The organism is Amycolatopsis umgeniensis (assembly GCF_014205155.1).
Classification (GTDB): domain Bacteria; phylum Actinomycetota; class Actinomycetes; order Mycobacteriales; family Pseudonocardiaceae; genus Amycolatopsis; species Amycolatopsis umgeniensis.
Genome location: NZ_JACHMX010000001.1, coordinates 345,955 through 363,865, shown reverse-complemented (window position 1 = coordinate 363,865; position 17,911 = coordinate 345,955). Strand labels below are relative to the sequence as shown.

General features: G+C 69.4%; 16 protein-coding genes. 8 read left to right on the top strand and 8 right to left on the bottom strand.

The genetic code is table 11. The features are described 5' to 3' along the window. Positions 1 to 115: 115 nt before the first annotated feature. Together HDA45_RS01570 and HDA45_RS01565 are read right to left on the bottom strand one after the other, a co-directional pair. Positions 116 to 1,684, bottom strand: coding sequence for a multicopper oxidase family protein (locus HDA45_RS01570; RefSeq protein ID WP_184891517.1), 1,569 nt, complete (start codon positions 1,682 to 1,684; stop codon positions 116 to 118). Further along, a complete protein-coding gene (locus tag HDA45_RS01565) occupies positions 1,681 to 2,061 on the bottom strand; it encodes a hypothetical protein (protein WP_101608389.1) in 381 nt (126 codons plus the stop codon). Before HDA45_RS01565 ends, HDA45_RS01570 begins: the two co-directional genes overlap by 4 nt. A gap of 80 nt (positions 2,062 to 2,141) precedes the next feature. Here HDA45_RS01565 and HDA45_RS01560 point away from each other — a divergent pair, with 80 nt between their 5' ends. Further along, positions 2,142 to 3,044 carry a LysR substrate-binding domain-containing protein gene (locus HDA45_RS01560; RefSeq protein ID WP_184891516.1) on the top strand — a complete coding sequence of 301 codons (903 nt, stop codon included), beginning with the start codon at positions 2,142 to 2,144 and terminating at the stop codon, positions 3,042 to 3,044. Positions 3,045 to 3,068: 24 nt separating this feature from the next. On the opposite strand, the gene HDA45_RS01555 is transcribed toward HDA45_RS01560, so the two are convergent. The 3 genes from HDA45_RS01555 to HDA45_RS01545 all read right to left on the bottom strand — a co-directional run bounded on the left by HDA45_RS01555 (position 3,069) and on the right by HDA45_RS01545 (position 6,134). Then, positions 3,069 to 4,175 carry a S1 family peptidase gene (locus tag HDA45_RS01555; protein ID WP_221470982.1) on the bottom strand — a complete coding sequence of 369 codons (1,107 nt, stop codon included), beginning with the start codon at positions 4,173 to 4,175 and terminating at the stop codon, positions 3,069 to 3,071. Between the two features lie 220 nt (positions 4,176 to 4,395). Then, the gene (locus HDA45_RS01550; RefSeq protein WP_184891515.1) at positions 4,396 to 5,553 is read right to left on the bottom strand and encodes a GDSL-type esterase/lipase family protein; all 1,158 of its coding nucleotides are present in this window, start codon (positions 5,551 to 5,553) and stop codon (positions 4,396 to 4,398) included. A gap of 8 nt (positions 5,554 to 5,561) precedes the next feature. Continuing rightward, positions 5,562 to 6,134: a TetR/AcrR family transcriptional regulator gene (locus HDA45_RS01545; protein WP_184891514.1), complete on the bottom strand. Its 573-nt coding sequence runs from the start codon at positions 6,132 to 6,134 to the stop codon at positions 5,562 to 5,564. 120 nt (positions 6,135 to 6,254) lie between these two features. On the opposite strand from HDA45_RS01545, the gene HDA45_RS01540 reads away from it, so the two are divergent. The 3 genes from HDA45_RS01540 to HDA45_RS01530 all read left to right on the top strand — a co-directional run bounded on the left by HDA45_RS01540 (position 6,255) and on the right by HDA45_RS01530 (position 9,112). After that, complete coding sequence (locus tag HDA45_RS01540) at positions 6,255 to 7,103, top strand: hypothetical protein (protein WP_184891513.1); 849 nt, start codon at positions 6,255 to 6,257, stop codon at positions 7,101 to 7,103. Between the two features lie 18 nt (positions 7,104 to 7,121). Then, a complete protein-coding gene (locus HDA45_RS01535; RefSeq protein WP_184891512.1) occupies positions 7,122 to 8,156 on the top strand; it encodes a hypothetical protein in 1,035 nt (344 codons plus the stop codon). A gap of 95 nt (positions 8,157 to 8,251) precedes the next feature. Further along, positions 8,252 to 9,112: an endonuclease/exonuclease/phosphatase family protein gene (locus HDA45_RS01530; RefSeq protein WP_184891511.1), complete on the top strand. Its 861-nt coding sequence runs from the start codon at positions 8,252 to 8,254 to the stop codon at positions 9,110 to 9,112. On the opposite strand, the gene HDA45_RS01525 is transcribed toward HDA45_RS01530, so the two are convergent. Genes HDA45_RS01525 through HDA45_RS01515 form a run of 3 tightly spaced genes read right to left on the bottom strand, consistent with a single transcriptional unit; the run spans position 9,099 to position 11,123 of the window. Next, positions 9,099 to 9,536 carry an ester cyclase gene (locus tag HDA45_RS01525; protein WP_184891510.1) on the bottom strand — a complete coding sequence of 146 codons (438 nt, stop codon included), beginning with the start codon at positions 9,534 to 9,536 and terminating at the stop codon, positions 9,099 to 9,101. The two genes, HDA45_RS01530 and HDA45_RS01525, sit on opposite strands and share 14 nt — an antisense overlap. Position 9,537: 1 nt before the next feature. Then, positions 9,538 to 9,954, bottom strand: a complete 417-nt coding sequence (locus tag HDA45_RS01520) for a Dabb family protein (protein WP_184891509.1) — start codon at positions 9,952 to 9,954, stop codon at positions 9,538 to 9,540. Further along, positions 9,951 to 11,123, bottom strand: a complete 1,173-nt coding sequence (locus HDA45_RS01515; protein WP_184891508.1) for an MFS transporter — start codon at positions 11,121 to 11,123, stop codon at positions 9,951 to 9,953. The genes HDA45_RS01520 and HDA45_RS01515 overlap by 4 nt, the downstream gene beginning before the upstream one ends. A gap of 62 nt (positions 11,124 to 11,185) precedes the next feature. Between HDA45_RS01515 and HDA45_RS01510 the strand changes: the two genes are divergently transcribed. From HDA45_RS01510 to HDA45_RS01495, 4 genes are all read left to right on the top strand, one after another. Further along, positions 11,186 to 13,849, top strand: a complete 2,664-nt coding sequence (locus HDA45_RS01510; protein ID WP_184891506.1) for an AAA family ATPase — start codon at positions 11,186 to 11,188, stop codon at positions 13,847 to 13,849. Next, a complete protein-coding gene (locus HDA45_RS01505; protein ID WP_184891505.1) occupies positions 13,846 to 15,189 on the top strand; it encodes an FAD-binding protein in 1,344 nt (447 codons plus the stop codon). Before HDA45_RS01510 ends, HDA45_RS01505 begins: the two co-directional genes overlap by 4 nt. A 47-nt stretch (positions 15,190 to 15,236) precedes the next feature. Next, positions 15,237 to 15,986, top strand: coding sequence for an EI24 domain-containing protein (locus HDA45_RS01500; RefSeq protein WP_184891504.1), 750 nt, complete (start codon positions 15,237 to 15,239; stop codon positions 15,984 to 15,986). Positions 15,987 to 16,075: 89 nt separating this feature from the next. Beyond that, positions 16,076 to 17,869 (top strand): carboxypeptidase regulatory-like domain-containing protein, encoded by a 1,794-nt coding sequence (locus tag HDA45_RS01495; RefSeq protein WP_184891502.1) that lies wholly within the window; start codon positions 16,076 to 16,078, stop codon positions 17,867 to 17,869. Positions 17,870 to 17,911: the final 42 nt, after the last annotated feature.

Below are 17,911 nucleotides of genomic sequence, written 5' to 3'. Positions count from 1 at the left end.
CGGGTTCGGTACAGGCGGCCGATGTCGCGAAAGCCACTTTCGGGACATCAGACGTCCCGAAAGTGGCTTTCGCGACACCCGGACCAGCACCGCCGCGCTTCCCCTGCGAGCGCCGTCAGAGCACCTCGAAGTTCGCCATCATCCCCATGTCCTCGTGTTCGGCGTTGTGGCAGTGGAAGACGAAGCGGCCGCGGTAGCCGTCGAAGCGGGCGATGACCTCGACCGACTCGCCGGGACTCAGGTCGACGGTGTCCTTGATGCCACCGTCGAACGGTCCCGGCGGGCGGCCGCCGCGCGAGAGGATCCGGAATCCCACCAGGTGCAGATGCACGGGATGGTGGATATCGGCGACGAACCGCCAGATCTCGACGTCGCCGAGACGCGGGCTCGCCGACATCAGGTCCGGTGAGAACGGCTCCCCGCCGATCACCCAGCCTTCACGGCCGTGGACGGTGCCCGCGCGGAACGAGAACTCGCGCGTGGTCGTGGCCTGGTCGCGAGTGAGTGGCGGGATTTCGGCGAGCTTCGCCGGAACCCGGCTTTCGTCCGGGGCGCGCCGGGCGACGACGAACCGCATGACCTGGGCGGTCGAGCCGGTGCCGAGCCGGTTCACCAGGGTGACTTCGGTCCCCACCGGATATCGGCCGAAGTCGACGACGAGGTCGTACCGCTCGGCGGGCGCGATGGGCAGATGGTCGTGCACGCGCGGCGCGTCGAGGAGGCCCTGATCGGCACCGATCTGGACGAAACCGCCCCCGCCGGGCGGCGGCGGGTCCAGTGCCAGGTCGTAGCGGCGGGCGTTGGAGGCGTTGAGGACGCGCAGCCGGTACCGCGCGGCCGCCACCTCGTGCACCGGCCACGGCGCGCCGTTGACCAGGATGACGTCACCGAAAACGCCTTCCACGTAAGCACTTTCCACTCCCGGCGTGGCGCGCAAGGTCCGGTCGAGAGACGGATACGCGAAGGCGCCGTGCTCGTCGAAGGAGCGGTCGGCGATCATCAGCGGCAGCTCGCGCTCGCCGGACGGGAGCCCCAGTGAGTCCTCTTCGTCGTCGCGGACCAGGTGGAACCCGGCGAGGCCCCGGTACACGGCGGGACCGGTGAAGTCCATGCGATGGTCGTGATACCAAAGGGTCGCGGCCCGCTGGCGCAACGGGAAAACGTAGTCGCGCGAACCGTTCGAGAGCTGGGCTCGGGCGTCGGTCATGCCGTGCCCGGCGTGTCCGGTGTCCCAGCCGGACCGCGGCAGGACGAGGTCGGTCGGGTAGCCGTCGGACTCGGCGGGGGTGTGCCCGCCGTGCAGATGGACCACCGTCGGGACGGGAAGTTCGTTGCGATGGTGGACCACGGCCGTCCGGTTCCGCCGCGACTCGATCGTCGGGCCGGGGAAGATCCCGTCATAGCCCCAGATCGGTGTCCGGACACCCGGGAGGATCTCGGCCGTCGCCGTCCGCTGGGTGATCGTGTAGAGATCCGCGTCAGGCGTCCTTTGTGGACTGAGCACCGGCGGGATCGGCAACGGGACCCGGAACGGCTCCGGCAAGGGGAGTCCGCTGCGCAGCAACTCGCCGGTGCCCGGCGAACCCTGCGCGAGGAGCCGGGGAGCGGTGAGTCCCGCGGCGAGGAGGACGCCCGCGCCGCCGGCGAGTCCGAGGAACGTCCTGCGGGGAAGCCCGCGGCTCATCGGTCCACCCGCCAGATCCCGATGGTCGTCAGCACCACTCCGGTGACCAGGGCGACGCCGAGGGGGATGTGCAGATCGAGCGCGCCCGCCATCCCGGCGAGGTACTGCGCGGTCTCGCCCGCCGCGAGCAGCAGGCTGACCCAGAACAGCCAACGCGGTCCGCGGACCAGCCACAGCACCAGGGCCGCCAGGATTTGGGCGTATGCCAGGTACGAGACGGCGTCGGCGCCCCATTTGTGCAGCCAAAGCATGTCGTAGTCGCCGCCGAGATAGCCGCCTGCGAACACCGGCTGGCCGATGATCGCGACGGCGTGGGCGCTCACGAGCACCCGGTTCACCACCAGCGTCCGGCTTCGGGTTGTCACGGTTCCACTCACGCGACCGAACGTAAGAGCCGACGCCTTATGCTGTCCAAGACAAGATCGGTTATCTATTCATAACAAGGGAGGCATCAGCGGTGGATCTTCTGGCGCTCCGGTACTTCCAGACGGTCGCCCGGCTCGAACACGTGGGCCGTGCCGCCGAGAAGCTGCGTGTCGCGCAGCCCTCGCTCAGCCGGACCCTGGCCCGGCTGGAAAACGACCTCGGTGTCCCCCTGTTCGACAGGCACGGCCGCCGGATCCGGCTCAACCGGTTCGGCACCGCGTTCCTCCGCCGCGTCGATCGCGTGCTGGCCGAACTCGACGATGCCCGGCAGGAGCTCGACGACGCCGCCGGACTGGAACGCGGCACGGTCACCGTCGCGGCCGAAAGCCTTCTCGTCCTCACTGAACCGCTTCGCACCTTCATCCCCGGCCATCCGCTGGTGGATGTCCGGCTGTCGCAGGGGTCGGCGGAGGGGATGGCGGAGAAGCTGCGCTCCGGTGACGTCGACCTGTGCGTGACGTCGCAACCGTTGTCCGGCAACGAGATTCGCAGCCGCGTACTGCTCGACGAACCCGTGATGCTCTGCGTGCCGTCCGGGCACCGGCTCGCCGGACGCGGCCGCGTCGGCCTGGCGGATCTCGAGGGAGAGCCGTTCCTCACCACGCGGCCCGGCTACTGGCAGCGCGCACTCGTCGATCGCCTCTTCGCGAAGGCCGGTCTGGAACTCCATATTGTCTGTGAGGGCGACGAAGCCGCCGTGCTCTTCCAGCTGATCGACGCGGGTCTCGGCATCGCGTTCGTGCCGTCTCTCGGGCTGCGTGCCGACACGAGCACCACGGTGGTCTGGCTGGACGTCGACGACCCCGAATGCCGTCGCGTGCTCAGCATCGCGTGGCGCGAGGACACGTACCTTTCCGTCGCCGCACAACGCTTTCGCGATCACGCCGTGGACCATTTCCACGCGCAGGCCGAAGCCGGGCCCCGGTCGAAGTGACCAGGACCCGGCCTCGGGGACGTGCTACTGGTTGAGCGCGACGCCGTAGGCGCTCATGGCCTCGCCGATCGGCTGGAAGTACGAGCTGCCGCCGCCCTTGCCGGAGGTGATGCCCAGGCCGACGCTGCCGGAGAACAGGCAGCCGCCCGAGTCACCGGGGTTGACCAGCGCGTTGGTCTGGATCAGCTGGTAGACCGAGCCTTCGGAGTAGTTCACCGTGACGTTGAGCCGCTGCACCGAGCCCGAGGTGAGGCGGGTGGTGCTGCCGCTCTTGCTGATCCGCTGCCCGACGGTGGCGGATCCGGCGGAGGCGATCCGCTGGGTGGAGCCGTTCCACAGGGTGACGGCGCCGGGGCCGCTGCCGGAGGTGTTGCGGATCAGGCCGTAGTCGTTGGTCGGGAAGCTGGCGCCCTGCGACGGTCCGACGTTCCACTGCGACACCGCGCGGGTGCAGTGACCGGCGTCGAGGATGTAGTTCTGGCCGCCCTTGTTGGTGTTGAAGCCGACCGAGCAGCGGGTGCCGCCGCCGGTGATGGCCTCACCGTTGTAGATGGCGGTGTGCATCTCGCCAGTGGTCCGCTCCACGCGGACACGGTCGCCGAGCGCTTCGGCGGCCTTCACGAGGGCTTCGGAGCCCTTCGCGGCGTCGGACACGGTCAGCACCACCTGGTTGGACTTCGGGTCGAGACCGATCGAAGTGTGCGTGACCGTCGGCAGGGCCTGCAGGGCGTTCTGCGCCCCGGACAGTGCCGCGCTCGAGTGCTTGACCACGCGGGCCTGCGCCCCGGTCGCCCTCACCTGGTCCGCGGCGGCCTGGTCGAGCACGTTCACCACCGGTTTGGCGGCGTCGTCGAGGTAGCCGTCGGCCGCACGGGAGCCGAGCGAGGCGGTGACCTTCTGCAGCGTCTCGACGCTGGCGGTCTGCGTCCGGAGGAACTCGACGGCGGCGGTCTGGCTGATCCCTGCCTCCGAGGCGAGGGACGTCACCGCCTCGTGCTGCACCGTGGGGGAGTAGCCCGCGATGGTGGTGGCGGTGGCCGTGGACGGGGCGAGAAAGCCGATGACCGCGGCCGCGGCCACCAGCGTGGTGGCGGTGCGAGCTAGGGGATGGCCCGGGGACGGTGTGCGCATACCGGTTACTCACTTTCGCGAGGGAGGATCCAGCGCGAAGGGGGACCGCACTGGACACAGTGGGGTAGCCGGGCACGGCCAAGGTGGCCCGGCACCGGTGATCCGGTGCTGATCATGGTGATCCGGATCATCGGCACCGGGTACCGACTTTCGTTGGACAGGAAGAAAAATAGGTATCGTGCCGTCGGGGTTACGGACCTAGCCGCGCACAGCAAACGGACTAGTCGCAAGCGGCCGACGTCGACTGTAGGAGGTGGCGCGCGAAGCGTTCCCCGATCAGCCGGTGCGTGGCCGCGTCCGGGTGGAGGTTGTCGGGCAGCGGCAGGGCGGCATGGTCCGCTTCGCCGTACAGTTCGAGGCCGTCGAGGTAGCGCAGGTTCGGATCGGTCGCGCTCCGCTCCTTGACGATGCGGGCCAGTTCGCCGCGGATCGTGGTGAGTGTCAGCCGTCCCGCGGCGGTTTCCGCGGGGTCACCGGTGGCGATGAAGCGCAGCTTTCCTTCGCTCAGGCCGCCCGGGTCGAACGCGCAGGGTCCCGGGGTGTTCTCGTGGATGGGGCAATGGATCGCCGAGACGACCAGCAACGGCGCGGTGGGGTGCCCTTCCCGGATGGTGTCGAGGAAACCGTGCACGGCCGGGACGAACGCGCGCAGCCGCATCGCGTCGGAGTTGACGAGGTTGATGCCGATCTTGACGCTGATCAGGTCGGCGGGCGTGTCCCGCATGGCGCGGGCGGTGAACGGATCGAGCAGCGCGCTGCCGCCGAAACCCATGTTGACCAGATCCACTCCGGCGAGGGACGCGGCCACGGCGGGCCACGTCCCTGTCGGGCTCGCCGCGTTGGAGCCGTGACTGATCGAGCTGCCGTGGTGCAGCCAAACTTTCCGGCCACCGGACTGTGCACTGTGGACAGTGGTATTCGTGCGCAGGGCGACAAGCTGCGTGGTTTCGTCATGGGGCAGCCAGATCTCGACGTCCTTGTCGCCGCTCGGCAAGTCGCCGAAGCGCAGGGTCCGCACGGGGCCTTGGCGGTTCTCGGCGGTGCCGGTGGCCATGTCGATGGTGAGCGTGTCGCCTTCGGTCACGCTGGCTCGTCCGGCGAGACGCCCGTCGACGAGCAGCTCGTAGACGCCGTCGGGACGGGGTGGCGCGCCGACGAAGACCCGTTTGGTGGCGATGACGTCCAGTTCGACGAGCGTGGCCGTGGTGCGGAAGACCAGCCGCACGCCGGACGGCTGGGATTCCGCCATCGCCAGCTGGCCGTCGGGGATCTGCTGCCGGGCGCGCGGGGGCAGCCGGTGGGGGAGCAGTCCGCGTTCGGTGTACTCGAGGTCCAGGGCGCCGCGTACGAGGGCGGGGGTGATCGGGGTCGTGCGCATTTCCTTGTTCATTTCCTTCGGGGCCAAGCGCGCAGCAGGACGTCCAGCGCGTCGAGGATTTCGGTCCAACTCTCCTGCGAGCCGGGGGTGCTGTGGCTGAAGCCTCCGGCGGCCTCCAGGCCGACGTAGCCGCTGAAGACACTGCCCAGCAGCCGGACCGCGTGCGTCTGGTGCGGTTCGGCCAGGTCGTAACCGCGCAGGATCGCGCGCATCAACTCGGCGTGCCGGACGCCGGCGCTGGTGGCGGCCTTCTCCGGCGCGAGGCGGAATCTCGCGGCGGTGAACCTGCCGGGGTGTTCGAGGGCATAGTCGCGGTGGACGTTCGCCAGCGCGATCAGCGCGTCCCGGCCCGCCAGCCCCGCCACCGCCGTGGCGGCCAGATCGGCGAGTTCGGTCAAAGCCAGCAGGGCTATCTCGGTCTTCAGCTCGTGGGCGTTCTTCACGTGCGAATACAGGCTCGCCGTCTTGACGCCGCACCGCTTCGCGAGCTCTGTCGGGGTCACCTGCTCGAAGCCGATCTCGTCGGCCATCTCCGCCCCTGCCCGGACCACGCGTTCCGTGGTCAATCCCGCTCGTGCCATGTCCGCCACGTTACCATAGTCCATTCTGTAATTAACTAATGCCATTAGGAACAGAAACCTGGGTTCGGTAGCACCGTGGAGCAGGGGAGGCTGAGCGCAGTCCGATCGGAGGTGAGCGTGATGAACACAGTGGACCCGGCCGAGGCCCGCCGCGAGCGCATCGAGCGCTGGAGGGGAGACCGACGCCTGCTCGTCGGCGCGATCGTCGCCTCAGCCGCCGCCCTGGTGTGCGGATTCGTGGCCGGGCGCGGGTTCGGCTCACTCTTCGAGGCGTTCCGGACCATGGCGATCGACAGCGTTTTCGACGACCGCGCCGACGGCGACCCGCCGTACGGAGTGGTGTGGGGAACCTTCGCCGTCTTCGGAGGTATCGCCGGGGTGGGCCTCGCCAGTGGCGCGATGCGGCGCTACCAGGGGCGCCCGTCAGGACCGATGTTCCCGGTCGTGCTGATCTTCGCGGCGAGTACCCTCGGCATCTGGGAATCGTCACGGGAGTGGCTTCCGCCGCTCGCCGTCGGCGTCGCGGTCGACCCGGTCTTCCACACGGACGAACAGTGGGGATTCTGGGGATGGCTGCTCTACTACGCGGACCGGTGGCTGCCCGCGCTCATGCTCGTCCTGACGTTCCTCATGCTGTGGTTCGCCGTCCGCGTCTCGCGCCGGTACGCCGAGATGGTCCGGATCAGGGACTGGCTGCTGGCGTATGGGCGGCGTGTTTTCGCCGAAATCGTCGACGTGAAGGTTCAGCTGGGAGGGGACGAATCCGGGACCCGCGTCGTCGGCGCGACCGTCACGGTGTGCTTCGTCGATCCCTCGGGCGTCCGGCACTGGGTGACCCGCCGCACCAAGGACACCACGATCGCCGGCGCCGAAGTGCTGTTCGATCCGGCTTCGCCCACCGACGACAAGAAGATCTTCGTGGCGCTGCGGCGCCATCCCGCTCTCAGCGACTGGCTGCCCGCGGCCTGAAAGTCAGGAGTTGTGTTCATGTCGGCTCTCCCCGAACCCACCCGCCCCGGCCCGCTGGTCCTCGTCCGCGGATTCCTGACCGGGATCGTCATCGGGACGACACTGTGCGCCTTCGTCGTCGGCATCATCATCGAGTACGTCCCGCTGATCATCGCCGGACTGGGACTTCCCCTCGTCTACGGGATCCTGCTCTACCTCGCCGGGGCGCCGCGACGCGCTCGTGAGGCGGCCGTCGTCCCGGTGGTCGCGCTCGCCAAGATCGAGAGCCTGCGAGCCAGCGGCACGGAAACGGGCGACATCCCGGTCGACTTCGTCCTCACCGTCGCCCCCGACGGCGCGGCGACGCACCGCGTCGAGATCACACACGGCGTCAACCTGGTCGACATCCCGAACCACCGGCCCGGCGGAATCCTCGTCGTCCAGTACCCACCGGACCGGCCGTGGAAGGCGCAGATCGTGGACAGGCCGCCACCGGCTTGGGAGCGCCGCGCGTCCGAAGCCGTGATCGAATCCGCTCCGGAGTCGAGTCTCGTGCAAGAGTCGCCGGAGGGCTGCGCTTTCGGCACGCTCCTGTTGTTCGGTCTGCTGCTGGGCGCGGCGCTCATGCTGTTCCTGTTCCGCGCGGAACTGTTCGCCCCGGAGCCCCGGACCGGATCGGAAGAGACGCAATCCTCGACGTCCAGCGTGACCACGTCTTCGTCAGGCTCCGCCACGGTCACCGTCGGCCAGTCGCTGCTGGGCGAGGGGGAACTGCGCCGGGTGATCGACTCGCTCGCCCAGGCGGCGGATGTTTCGCAGGTGGTCACCGCGGTGGTCGACGAGCGACGGCTGACCGTGGTCTTCGCGCCGTCCGACGCCCAGGTGCCGCGGTTCGACCTGCGCACCTTGCCCGTCGACGGCGTCCCGGCCCTGGTCCGGAGGGCGACGGCCACGATCGAAGTCGGGTCGCCGCAGACCTGGCAGGTCACGATCGTCCCGTTCGGAACCGCGGTGAGCAGCCGGGTCATCGTGACCGGCCCCAAGGGCAGCGGCTCACTCGCGGACGGTGGTTAGCGGGAGGCGCACCGAAGTGTCCGGCACTTTGCCCGTCGTTGAACACTGGCCTGACTGCTGGACTTCGCCTCGTCCCACCGGTAGACCAGAACCTCGTGACCTCCGCCAAGCGCCGCCTCGCCGGTGTCCTCGCCGCCCTGTTGCTCACGGTGGCCGGCACCGCCACACCGGCCTCCGCCGCAACGAACCTGACCGTGCTGAGTTTCAACATCTGGATGCGGGGTTCGCACGGCGGGATCGACGCGGTGGTGAACCAGATCCGCGTCTCGGGCGCGAACGTCGTGGCGCTTTCGGAGACCGGCGGCGGCGCCACCGAGGCCATCGCCGACGCGCTGGGCTGGCAGCACACCGAGCCCGGCTGGGACATCGACGTGATCAGCGCGCTGCCGATCCAGGACACCGACTGGAAGTCCTGGAACGACACGGGCGCGCGGGCCATCACGGCGAAGATCGCCGGTGTCTGGGTCTACGCGATCCATCTCGACTACACGAAGTACGGTCCGTACAACGCGTGCTTCGACAAGGACAACGTCAGCACGATCCTCGCCGACGAGACGAACCGCCGCCGTCAGGCCGAGCAGATCGCGGAGTGGACGGGCAGCAGTCCCGGCATCGTCGCCGGTGATCTGAACAGCCCGTCCCATCAGGACTGGACCGCGGCCGCCAAGTCCAGGCACTGCGGTTACGAGGTGGCCTGGCCGACGACGAAGGCGTTCACCGCCCGGGGCTTCACCGACTCCTACCGGAAACTGCGGCCCGACCCCGTCGCGGATCCGGGCGACACCTGGTCCCCGGTGGTCAAGGACAACCAGGGCAGGCCGGAACCGCAGGACCGGATCGACTTCGTCTTCTACCGTGGCGGATCGATCACGCCCAAGAGCACCCGCACCTTCGGCGGCGGGACGGGCTGGCCGTCGGACCACTTGGCCGTGCTCAGTTCGTTCACGGTGTCCTGACCGGCAGTTCGCGCACTCCGAGCTGCTCGAAGAGCCACAGGATGTCCGCGTTGATCCAGTACTCGGCGATCAGATCACCGTCCACGCGCAGGATGTCGGTGCCGTGGAAGGAAACGCGGCGGCCCACCTGACCTTCGTCCGCGCCGGGGAACCCGCCTCGGTAGGTTCCTTCCGCCAGCCAACGCAGGACGATGAAGGCCCCGTCGACGATGGGTCCGATGTGGACGGTGAAGAGCAGATCCGGGAACGCCGCCCGAAGGCCGCCCACCCAGGTCTTCAGGTTCTCCCGGCCGGTGGTCGCCCGCACCGGCCCGCCGTCGAGCGGCGCCGCGTGCCAGGTGAAGTCCTCGTGCACGGTGGTGTCGGTCAGCGCCAGGGCGCCGTTCCAAAGGCCGATCCAGGACTCGACGAGCTCGTCGGTCATGTCAGTCGCCGTGCTTTCCGGGCGCGGCGCTGCCGGAGTACTCGCCGAGATCGGAGACCAGCTTGGTCAGATCGGGGTCGTTGTCGTAGCGGCGCTGGTGCAGTTCGGCGATCTTCGCGGCCATCTCCGGGTCCGGGTCGTCGGTGATGTCGAAGGACGCGAACTTGTCGACCAGCGGCAGCCCGACCCGGTCGGTGTTCCGGTGCGCCGGGTGGATGAGGTACTCCCAGTAGCCTTCGAGATCCTCGATCATGAAGACGGCGCCCCATTCGTACTCGCCGCCGAAATCGCGGCCGACGACGAAGGATTTCACCGACGGGATGACCCGGCCCTGATTGCGGAGGCTTTCCAGGGCCTCCTCGACCTGTTCCGGGGAGGCGTCGGGCCGGAGGGTGAAACGGTTGCCGTGGTAGATCATCGTGCTTCCTTTCGTTTCGAGAGAAGAGCGGCGAGTGCCGCTCCGGCGCCCATCGCGACGCCGGTCCAGGTGAAGGCACCGTCGATGCCGATGGTCTGGACGAGTGGCTGGACGACGAGCGGGGACAGGAACTGCCCGAGAAAGATCCCGGTGACCAGGCCGCTGAGCACCCGGCCGCGCTGCTCGGGACGGGCGAACTCGGCCAGGCGCAGGTTGAGGTTCGGGACGACGAAGCCGACGCCGAAGCCGCCGACGAGCAGTCCGGCCACGACCTGGACGACGGTGCCCGCCGTACCGATCAGCAGCCAGCCCGCGCCCAGGAGCGCGACACTGACCGTGGTGATCGCGGTGGCGCTCAGGCGTTTGCGCAGGCGGGGGAAGGCCAGCGCGCCGGCGACGCTGGTCAGCGTGCTCCCGGCGACCACTGCGCCGATGACGGCGGGGCCGCTGCCGAAACCTTCCAGCAGGAACGGCAACTGCGTCGGCGCCATGTAGAAGATCAGCGTCGCGACCAGCGCCAGCACGTACACGCCGATGATGCGGCCGGGTAGCCGGGCCCGTTGGTCGTCACTCACCGTGGGATCGCTCCGCCGCGGTTCACGCAGGGAGACGATCGCGAAGACGGCCACGATCGCCGAGGCCGAGTAGATCCAGAACGGCGCCTGCCAGGTCACCGTGGCCAGCAGCCCGGCCAGTGGCAGGAAGACGACACCGCCCAGACTCGCGAACGCCTGTTGGAGCCCGAGGAAGGACGCGCGGCTCGGCCCGTCGAACCAGTCCGTGATCAGCGTGCTGACCGCGGTCATGATCCCGCCGACGGCGAGCCCGAGCCCGGCGCGGGTGATCAGCAGCAGGTAGAGGTCGTCCACGAAGAACCCGGCCGTGCCGGTGACCGCGTAGAGCACGAGACCGGTCAGGAGCAGCGGACGGCGCCCGAAGCGGTCGGCGATGATCCCGGACAGCGGTGCGCTGATCGCGATCGCGAGCGAGGTCACGGTCAGCGCCAACCGCACGAGAAGCCCGGAACCGGGCGTACCGGAGAAGACCTCCCGCATCGCGGGCAGACTGGGCGCGATGATCGCCGCGGCCATGATGGTCAGCGTCGCCGCGGCCAGCACGGTGCCGCGGGCCAGGCGCGTCGGCGTCAAAGCGGCTGCTCGGTTCGTCACGTCACCAACCTCGCAGTGGCACCCGTCGGCTCGCGTCGGTGAAAATCGCCTATCTTCGCGGTATGCCGACACAGCCGGTGGGCCGGACCACTGAGATCAGCGCCCTCGAGGCGGTGATCGCCGACGCCAGGAAGGGCAACGGGGGAGCGCTGGTGCTCCGAGGCGAGCCGGGCATCGGCAAGAGCACGTTGCTGGCCCAGGCGCGGCAGGACGCCTCGGACTTCCGGATCGTCGAGGCGTCCGGATCGGAGTTCGAGACCGAACTCCCGTTCGCCGCTCTGCATCAGCTGTGCGTGCCGGTGCTCGGGTATCTGGGCGAGCTGTCCCCACGGCATCGTGAGGCGCTTCAGGTCGCGTTCGGTCTCGCGACCGGGACGCCGGACCTGTTCCGGATCGGCCTCGCGACGCTGGATCTGCTGTCGTCCGCGGCGCGGAGCGGCCCGCTGTTGTGCGTGATCGACGACGCCCACTGGCTGGACGACGCCTCGACGAGGGCGCTCACGTTCCTCGCCCGGCGCATCACGTCGGAGCCGGTCGCGATGATCTTCGCCGTCCGCACCCCGGCCGGCGGGCTCGACGAGTTACCGGGCTTGGTCGTCGAGGGGCTGAGTGACGCCGACGCGCGGAAGGTGCTGGCGGACGGCGTTTCCGCGGTCGACCCGCGGGTGCGCGACCGTGTCGTCGCCGAGGCGCGCGGGAATCCTCTGGCGCTGCTCGAACTGCCCAAGTCGGGCGGGTTCGCGCTCCCGGACACGGCTTCGTTGCCGAACCGGATCGAGCGCGGCTTCGCGGCAAGGCTGGCCGGGTTGCCCGCCGACGCCCGTCTGCTGCTCACCGTCGCGAGCGCCGACCCGACCGGTGACCCAGGCCTGCTGTGGCCCGCCGCACGACAGCTGGGCGACGGGGTGGTGGCGAGCGCGGACGTGGCGGAGGCGTCCGGACTGGTCGACTTCTCGACCCGGGTGCGGTTCTGCCATCCGCTCGCGCGCTCGGCCGTCTATCTGGCCGCCGCGGCCGACGACCGCAGGCGCGCCCATCAGGCCCTCGCGAGCGTGACCGATCCCGCGGCCGATCCGGACCGGCGGGTCTGGCACCTCGCCCAGGCAAGCACCGGACCGGACGACGACCTCGCCGCGGAGCTGGCCCGTTCCGCCTCCCGCGCCCAGGCACGGGGCGGTGTCGCGGCGGCCGCGGCCTTCCTGGAGCGGGCGGCGGCGCTGTCGCTGGACGCCGGTCTGCGGACCGAGCACACCCTCGGCGCGGCACGCGCGAAACTCGACGCAGGTGCCGCCGACGCGGCCGCCGGGCTGCTCACCACGGTGGAGACCGGTCCGCAGGACGACCTCACCCGGGCGAAGGCCGACCTGCTGCGCGGGCGGATCGCGTTCGCCCGGCACACCGACGGCAACGGCGCGGACTTCATGCTCCGCGCGGCGCATCTCCTCGCCGGTCTGGATCCGGAGTGGTCCCGCGAGTGCTTTCTCGACGCGCTGGAGGTGAGTCTCGTCGTCGGACGGGCGAACGGGGTGATGGACAAAGTGGTGGACGAGGCGCGTTCGGCTCCGCCGGCGTCGTCACCCGACATCCTCGACGCGTTGGTCCTGCTGACCGCCGAGGGCCACCAGGCCGCCGTCCCGGTACTGCGCCGTATTCTGGCCGACCGTCCGATGTGGACTCGACGGCCCGCGCTGGCCACGATGATCGCGGCCGAGCTGTGGGATATCGAAACCCACGCGGAGATCGTCGGCCGGCTGATGGAGACCGGCAGGGAAACCGGATCGCCGCACACCCTCAGGCTCGGCCTCGCCCAGGTGGCGTCCGCCGCCGTGATCACCGGCGACCTCGGCAAGGCGATGTCCGCCATCGCCGAAGAAGAGGCCATCGCGGACGCACTCGGTGTCCCGTCGCTGCGGTATCCACGACTGCATCTGACCGCGATGCGCGGACGGCGGGCGGAAGGCCTCGCCTTGTTCGACACAACGGCCGCCTTGGGCATCGGCCAGCTGATCGCCAACGTCCATTGGACCTCGGCCGTGCTGCACAACGGCTTGGCCGACTATCCGGCCGCGCTGGCCGCGGCACGTCGGGCGACCGAGCCCGGCGACCTGTTCCTCGCCGGGATCGCCCTGCCCGAACTGATCGAGGCCGCCGTCCGTTGCGGCGAGCGTGAGTCGGCTGTGGCCGCGTTGGACTCCCTGACAGAACGCACCGCTCCCAGCGGTACCTCATGGGGGCTGGGCGTCACCGCGTACGCGCGAGGGCTGGTCACCGGCGCTGAAGCCGACTATCGGGAGGCCGTCGATCGGCTCGACGGAAGCCCGACGACCCCGTACCGGGCCAGGGCACACCTGCTCTTCGGGGAATGGCTGCGCCGCGAGGGCAGGCGGCGTGACGCTCGCGAGCACCTCCGGACCGCTCACGAACTGCTGTCCGGCATGGGTATGGAGGCCTTCGCCCGGCGGGCCGCCGACGAGTTGCGAGCCACCGGCGAGGTAGCCCGAAGCCGGTCCGGGCCCGGCGGCGAGGAACTCACCCTGCAGCAGGTGCACATCGCGCGGCTGGTCGCCACCGGCGCGACGTCGAAGGAGGTCGCCGCACGCCTCTTCCTCAGCCCGCGCACGGTCGATGCCCATCTGCGCAACATCTTCCGGAAACTCGGCATCACCTCACGCCGTCAGCTGAGGGACCTGCCCGATCCGCGGATCATCGGTAGCGTGGAAGGATGACCGACGAGATCTTGCCCGCCGTCGCCGGAGAGATCCTCACCGGAGAGGCCGCCCTTTCCATCGCCGGGCGTGACTGGGGAAATCTGATCCACGCGAGGCCCGGCCTGGTGGTGCGGCCCGCCTCGGTGACGGATGTGGCCGTGGTGCTCAGGTTCGCCGCCGCCCGGGGCCTGCCGGTCGCCGCCCGCGGCGCCGGGCATTCACCGTACGGCCAGGGATTGGCCGAAGGCGGGATCGTGCTGGACATGACCTCGTTGCCGCCGCATCGCGTGGTCACCGGGGATCTGGTGTCGGTGGACGCGGGCGCCCGCTGGCGTGAAGTACTGGAAACGACCTTGCCGCACGGGCTGACACCTCCGGTGCTCACCGACTACCTCGAGCTGACCGTCGCCGGCACGCTGGTGGTCGGCGGCATCGGCGGTGCCACCCACCAGTACGGCACGCAGACCGACGGCGTGGTGGAACTGGAGGTCGTCACCGGCACCGGCGAGGTGCTCACCTGCTCCCGTGACACCGACGCGGAACTTTTCGACGCCGTCCTCGGCGGTCTCGGGCAATGCGGGGTGATCACCCGCGTGACCTTGCGGCTGATCCCGGCGCCGGCGCGGGCCAGGCGATGGAAGCTCTACTACGACTCCCTTCCGGCGTTCCTGGCGGATCAGCGTGCCGTCGTCGTGGACGGTCGCTTCGACTACGTGGAAGGCCAGCTGATCCCCGACGGCGACGGCTGGCGGTACATGCTGGAGGCCGTCGCCTACTACACGCCACCCGAGGAGCCGGACGAGGCCGCGCTGCTGGACTCGCTCGGTTTCGGCGAGTCCGAAGTCGAAGACACGACGTACTTCGGTTTCCTGAACCGGATGGCCGACGGGGAGGCGGCGTTACGGGCCGAGGGAAGCTGGTTCCACCCGCATCAATGGCTGAACGTCTTCCTCACCGACGACACTGTCGAGCAGATCGTGGCCGAAACCCTCGCCGCCACCGGCGAAGCGGAGCTGGGCGCCACGGGGCTGATCCTTCTCTACCCGGTGCGGAACGACCGGTTGAAGACCCCTCTGTTCAGCGTGCCGCCGGGTGAGATCTCCTGGCTCTTCTCCCCGCTGCGCACCGGTTCGCCGGACGATCCGCTGCACAACGCGCGGTTGCTGGAGCTGAACGTGGACCTCCACCGGAAGGCGCGGGAACGGGGCGGGAAGGTCTACCCGTCGAACGCGCTGCCGATGTCCACAGAGGACTGGCGTGCGCACTTCGGCGCCGTCTGGCCGAAGCTCGCCGAGGCGAAGGCCCGGTACGCGCCGGGGAACCTGCTCAACCCGGGGCAGCGGTTGCGGGTCCCTTGAGGCCTACGGCCATGACCGGACATCCCGGACACTGATAGAAAGGTCCGATGCGGGATTTCTTCACGGGTTTCCGGATGTTCGGGCGTGGCCTCGGCATCCTTCTGCGGTCGCCGAAGCTGCTGCTGATCGGGGCGCTGCCCGCGGTGCTGACCACGGCGCTGCTGCTCGGCGGGGTGATCGCGCTGGCGTTCCGGATCGACGATCTGTCCACACTGGTCACCCCGTTCGCGGACGACTGGGACTCGGGCCTGCGGACGGCTGTCCGGGTGGCGGCCGGGGCCGCGGTGTTCGGGATGGCGCTGGCCATCGCCATGATCGGGTTCACGGCGATCACCCTCGCCATCGGCGGACCGTTCTACGAGCACATCGCGGAGAAGGTCGAGGACGACCTCGGCGGGGTGCCCGGCGCGGTGGACTTGTCGTGGTGGAAGTTGCTGGTGATGGGGTTGCGCGACGGTCTGCTGCTCGTCCTGCGCTCGCTGATGTTCACCATCCCGCTCCTGATCGCGGGCTTCATCCCGGTGGTGGGGCAGACCGTGGTGCCGGTCCTGCTGGCCTTGGTCACGGCGTGGTTCCTGGCGCTGGAACTGATCGCCGTGCCGTTCTACCGGCGCGGCATGGATCTGAAGCAGCGGAGGCTGGTGCTGCGTAAACGCCGCGCGCTCGCGCTCGGGCTGGGGCTGCCCGTTTCGTTGCTGTGCCTGATCCCGTTCGCCGCGCTCATCGTCATGCCGGTGGGCTTCGTCGGTGGCGTCCTCGTCGCCCGTGAAGTCCTCGCGGTCGATCAGCCAGTCTGAGCTTCACGAAGGTGGTGTCTGTGTCAGATGACGCAGACACCACGAGGCCCCCGGCGTCATCGTTCGCGTGACACTGAGGGGAGCTTCCGATGAAGAGAGCACTGTTCCTGACTGCCGCCATACCGATCGCCGCGCTGCTGATGTCCGGCCCGGCCATGGCCGACCAGGGGGTCGTGTCCGGTGTGGTGAAGGCCGCGGATTCCGGGGAGCCGGTGCCCGGGGCGTGCGTCACCTTGTTCGATCTGGACCTGAAGGAAACGGGTTCGGGTTGCGCGGGCGCGGACGGCCGCTACGAGATCGCGGACGTCGTCCCCGGCAAGTACAAGGCCCGCGCGACCGCCGCCGGATACGGCGAGCTTTGGTCGCACAACAAGGGAAGCGCGCTCGCCGCGGACGTGCTGGACCTGCCGCACGGACTGGATTTCGGGCTGCGACAGGGCACCGCCACCGTCCGAGGGACGATCACCGACCAGGGCAAGCCCGCCGCGGGCGCGTCGGTGAGCCTCACCGATCAGAACCAGCGGTGGTGGTCGACGGTCCTCACCGCGGCGGACGGCACGTACACGTTCGGCGGCGTGAAGGCGGACACCTACACGATGGCGATCACGTACGGCGATCGCACACAATGGATCCGGCAGAAGTCGAACTTCCCGGACGCGGACACCTTCGCCGTTTCCGAGGGCGAGGTGGCCGTCGTCGACGAGGCCATCGCGCCGTACGGGAAACTGAGAGTGACCGCGACGGACGAGAAGACCGGCAAGCCCGTCGCGGGAGCGTGCTCACAGGTCGAACAGGGACATCCGCCGCAGTTGCGGAAATGCGCCGGAGCCGACGGTGTCATGGTCTACGAGGACTTGCCGCCGTTCGGGTACTACACGCTGAGCGTCTGGGGACCGGACGGTTCCTATCAGCCGGTGAACTGGCAGCGTGTCGATCTGAGCCCCGGGCAGACCACCGACTTCCGGGCGTCGATGAAGCCGGCCGCTTCGATCGTGACCACCGTGCGCGACGCGAAGACCAAGGCCCCGCTGGAGCGCATCTGCGTCGACACCTACGCCCTTCCGGTCGTCGGGGTCCTCGACGCCGACTATCAGTACTACTGCAGCGACGAGAACGGCAAACTGGTGATCGGGCCGATCGACCCCGGCGCGTACAAGCTGCTGGTCAAGCCGCTGGACGAGCGCTACGGCGTCCAATGGGCGGGGCAGAACGGCGGCACCGGCGACATCGGGCACGCCCGGACGGTCACCGCCGAACTCGGCAAGGTCGTCTCGATCCCGGACATCCAAATGGATCCCGCGGGCACGATCACCGGGAAGGTCACCGATCGCGCCACGGCAGCCGCGGTGAACGGCGTCTGCGTGTACCCGTACGCGGTCGATCCCCGGATCGGCTTCCACTTCGACGTGAACTGCAGCCGGAACGACGGGACCTACACGATCAAGGGTCTCGGCCCGTACGACTGGCCGCTCGAGTTCGCCTCCTCCCGAGGCGACTACGCGTGGCAGTGGTCGGGAGGCGCCGCGGACCGCTTCGCCGCCCGCCCGGTGCGGGTGCGGCCGAACGCCACGGTGACGGAGAACGCCGCGCTCGTGCCGAACGGCTCGGTCAGCGGAAAGATCCTCGGCAAGGACGGCAAGCCGACCTTCGGCTACGTCTACACCTACAACGCGCGCACCGGCGACATCATCGACTGGACGACACCGGATTCGGCCGGGCAGTACACCGTGAACGGGCTCGCCACCCAGAACGTCAAGATCAAGTACTACACCGATGCCGAATGCTGGCACCGAGACGCGGCCGATTTCGCTTCCGCCACACCGGTTCCGGTCACCGCCGGGCAGACGACGGGAGGGGTGGACCTCGGCCCTTGCCGCCGCTGACAGCTTCCGAGCGGCGACATCGGCTGGCCCGGTCCTCGTAAG

Coding starts and splice junctions, on each gene's coding strand:
- HDA45_RS01520 (WP_184891509.1), bottom strand. CDS start 9,954: ATGATCTACCACGGCAACCGTTTCACCCTCCGGCCCGACGCCTCCCCG.
- HDA45_RS01555 (WP_221470982.1), bottom strand. CDS start 4,175: ATGCGCACACCGTCCCCGGGCCATCCCCTAGCTCGCACCGCCACCACG.
- HDA45_RS01570 (WP_184891517.1), bottom strand. CDS start 1,684: ATGAGCCGCGGGCTTCCCCGCAGGACGTTCCTCGGACTCGCCGGCGGC.
- HDA45_RS01535 (WP_184891512.1), top strand. CDS start 7,122: ATGTCGGCTCTCCCCGAACCCACCCGCCCCGGCCCGCTGGTCCTCGTC.
- HDA45_RS01510 (WP_184891506.1), top strand. CDS start 11,186: ATGCCGACACAGCCGGTGGGCCGGACCACTGAGATCAGCGCCCTCGAG.
- HDA45_RS01540 (WP_184891513.1), top strand. CDS start 6,255: ATGAACACAGTGGACCCGGCCGAGGCCCGCCGCGAGCGCATCGAGCGC.
- HDA45_RS01550 (WP_184891515.1), bottom strand. CDS start 5,553: ATGCGCACGACCCCGATCACCCCCGCCCTCGTACGCGGCGCCCTGGAC.
- HDA45_RS01500 (WP_184891504.1), top strand. CDS start 15,237: ATGCGGGATTTCTTCACGGGTTTCCGGATGTTCGGGCGTGGCCTCGGC.
- HDA45_RS01505 (WP_184891505.1), top strand. CDS start 13,846: ATGACCGACGAGATCTTGCCCGCCGTCGCCGGAGAGATCCTCACCGGA.
- HDA45_RS01495 (WP_184891502.1), top strand. CDS start 16,076: ATGAAGAGAGCACTGTTCCTGACTGCCGCCATACCGATCGCCGCGCTG.
- HDA45_RS01545 (WP_184891514.1), bottom strand. CDS start 6,134: ATGGCACGAGCGGGATTGACCACGGAACGCGTGGTCCGGGCAGGGGCG.
- HDA45_RS01525 (WP_184891510.1), bottom strand. CDS start 9,536: ATGACCGACGAGCTCGTCGAGTCCTGGATCGGCCTTTGGAACGGCGCC.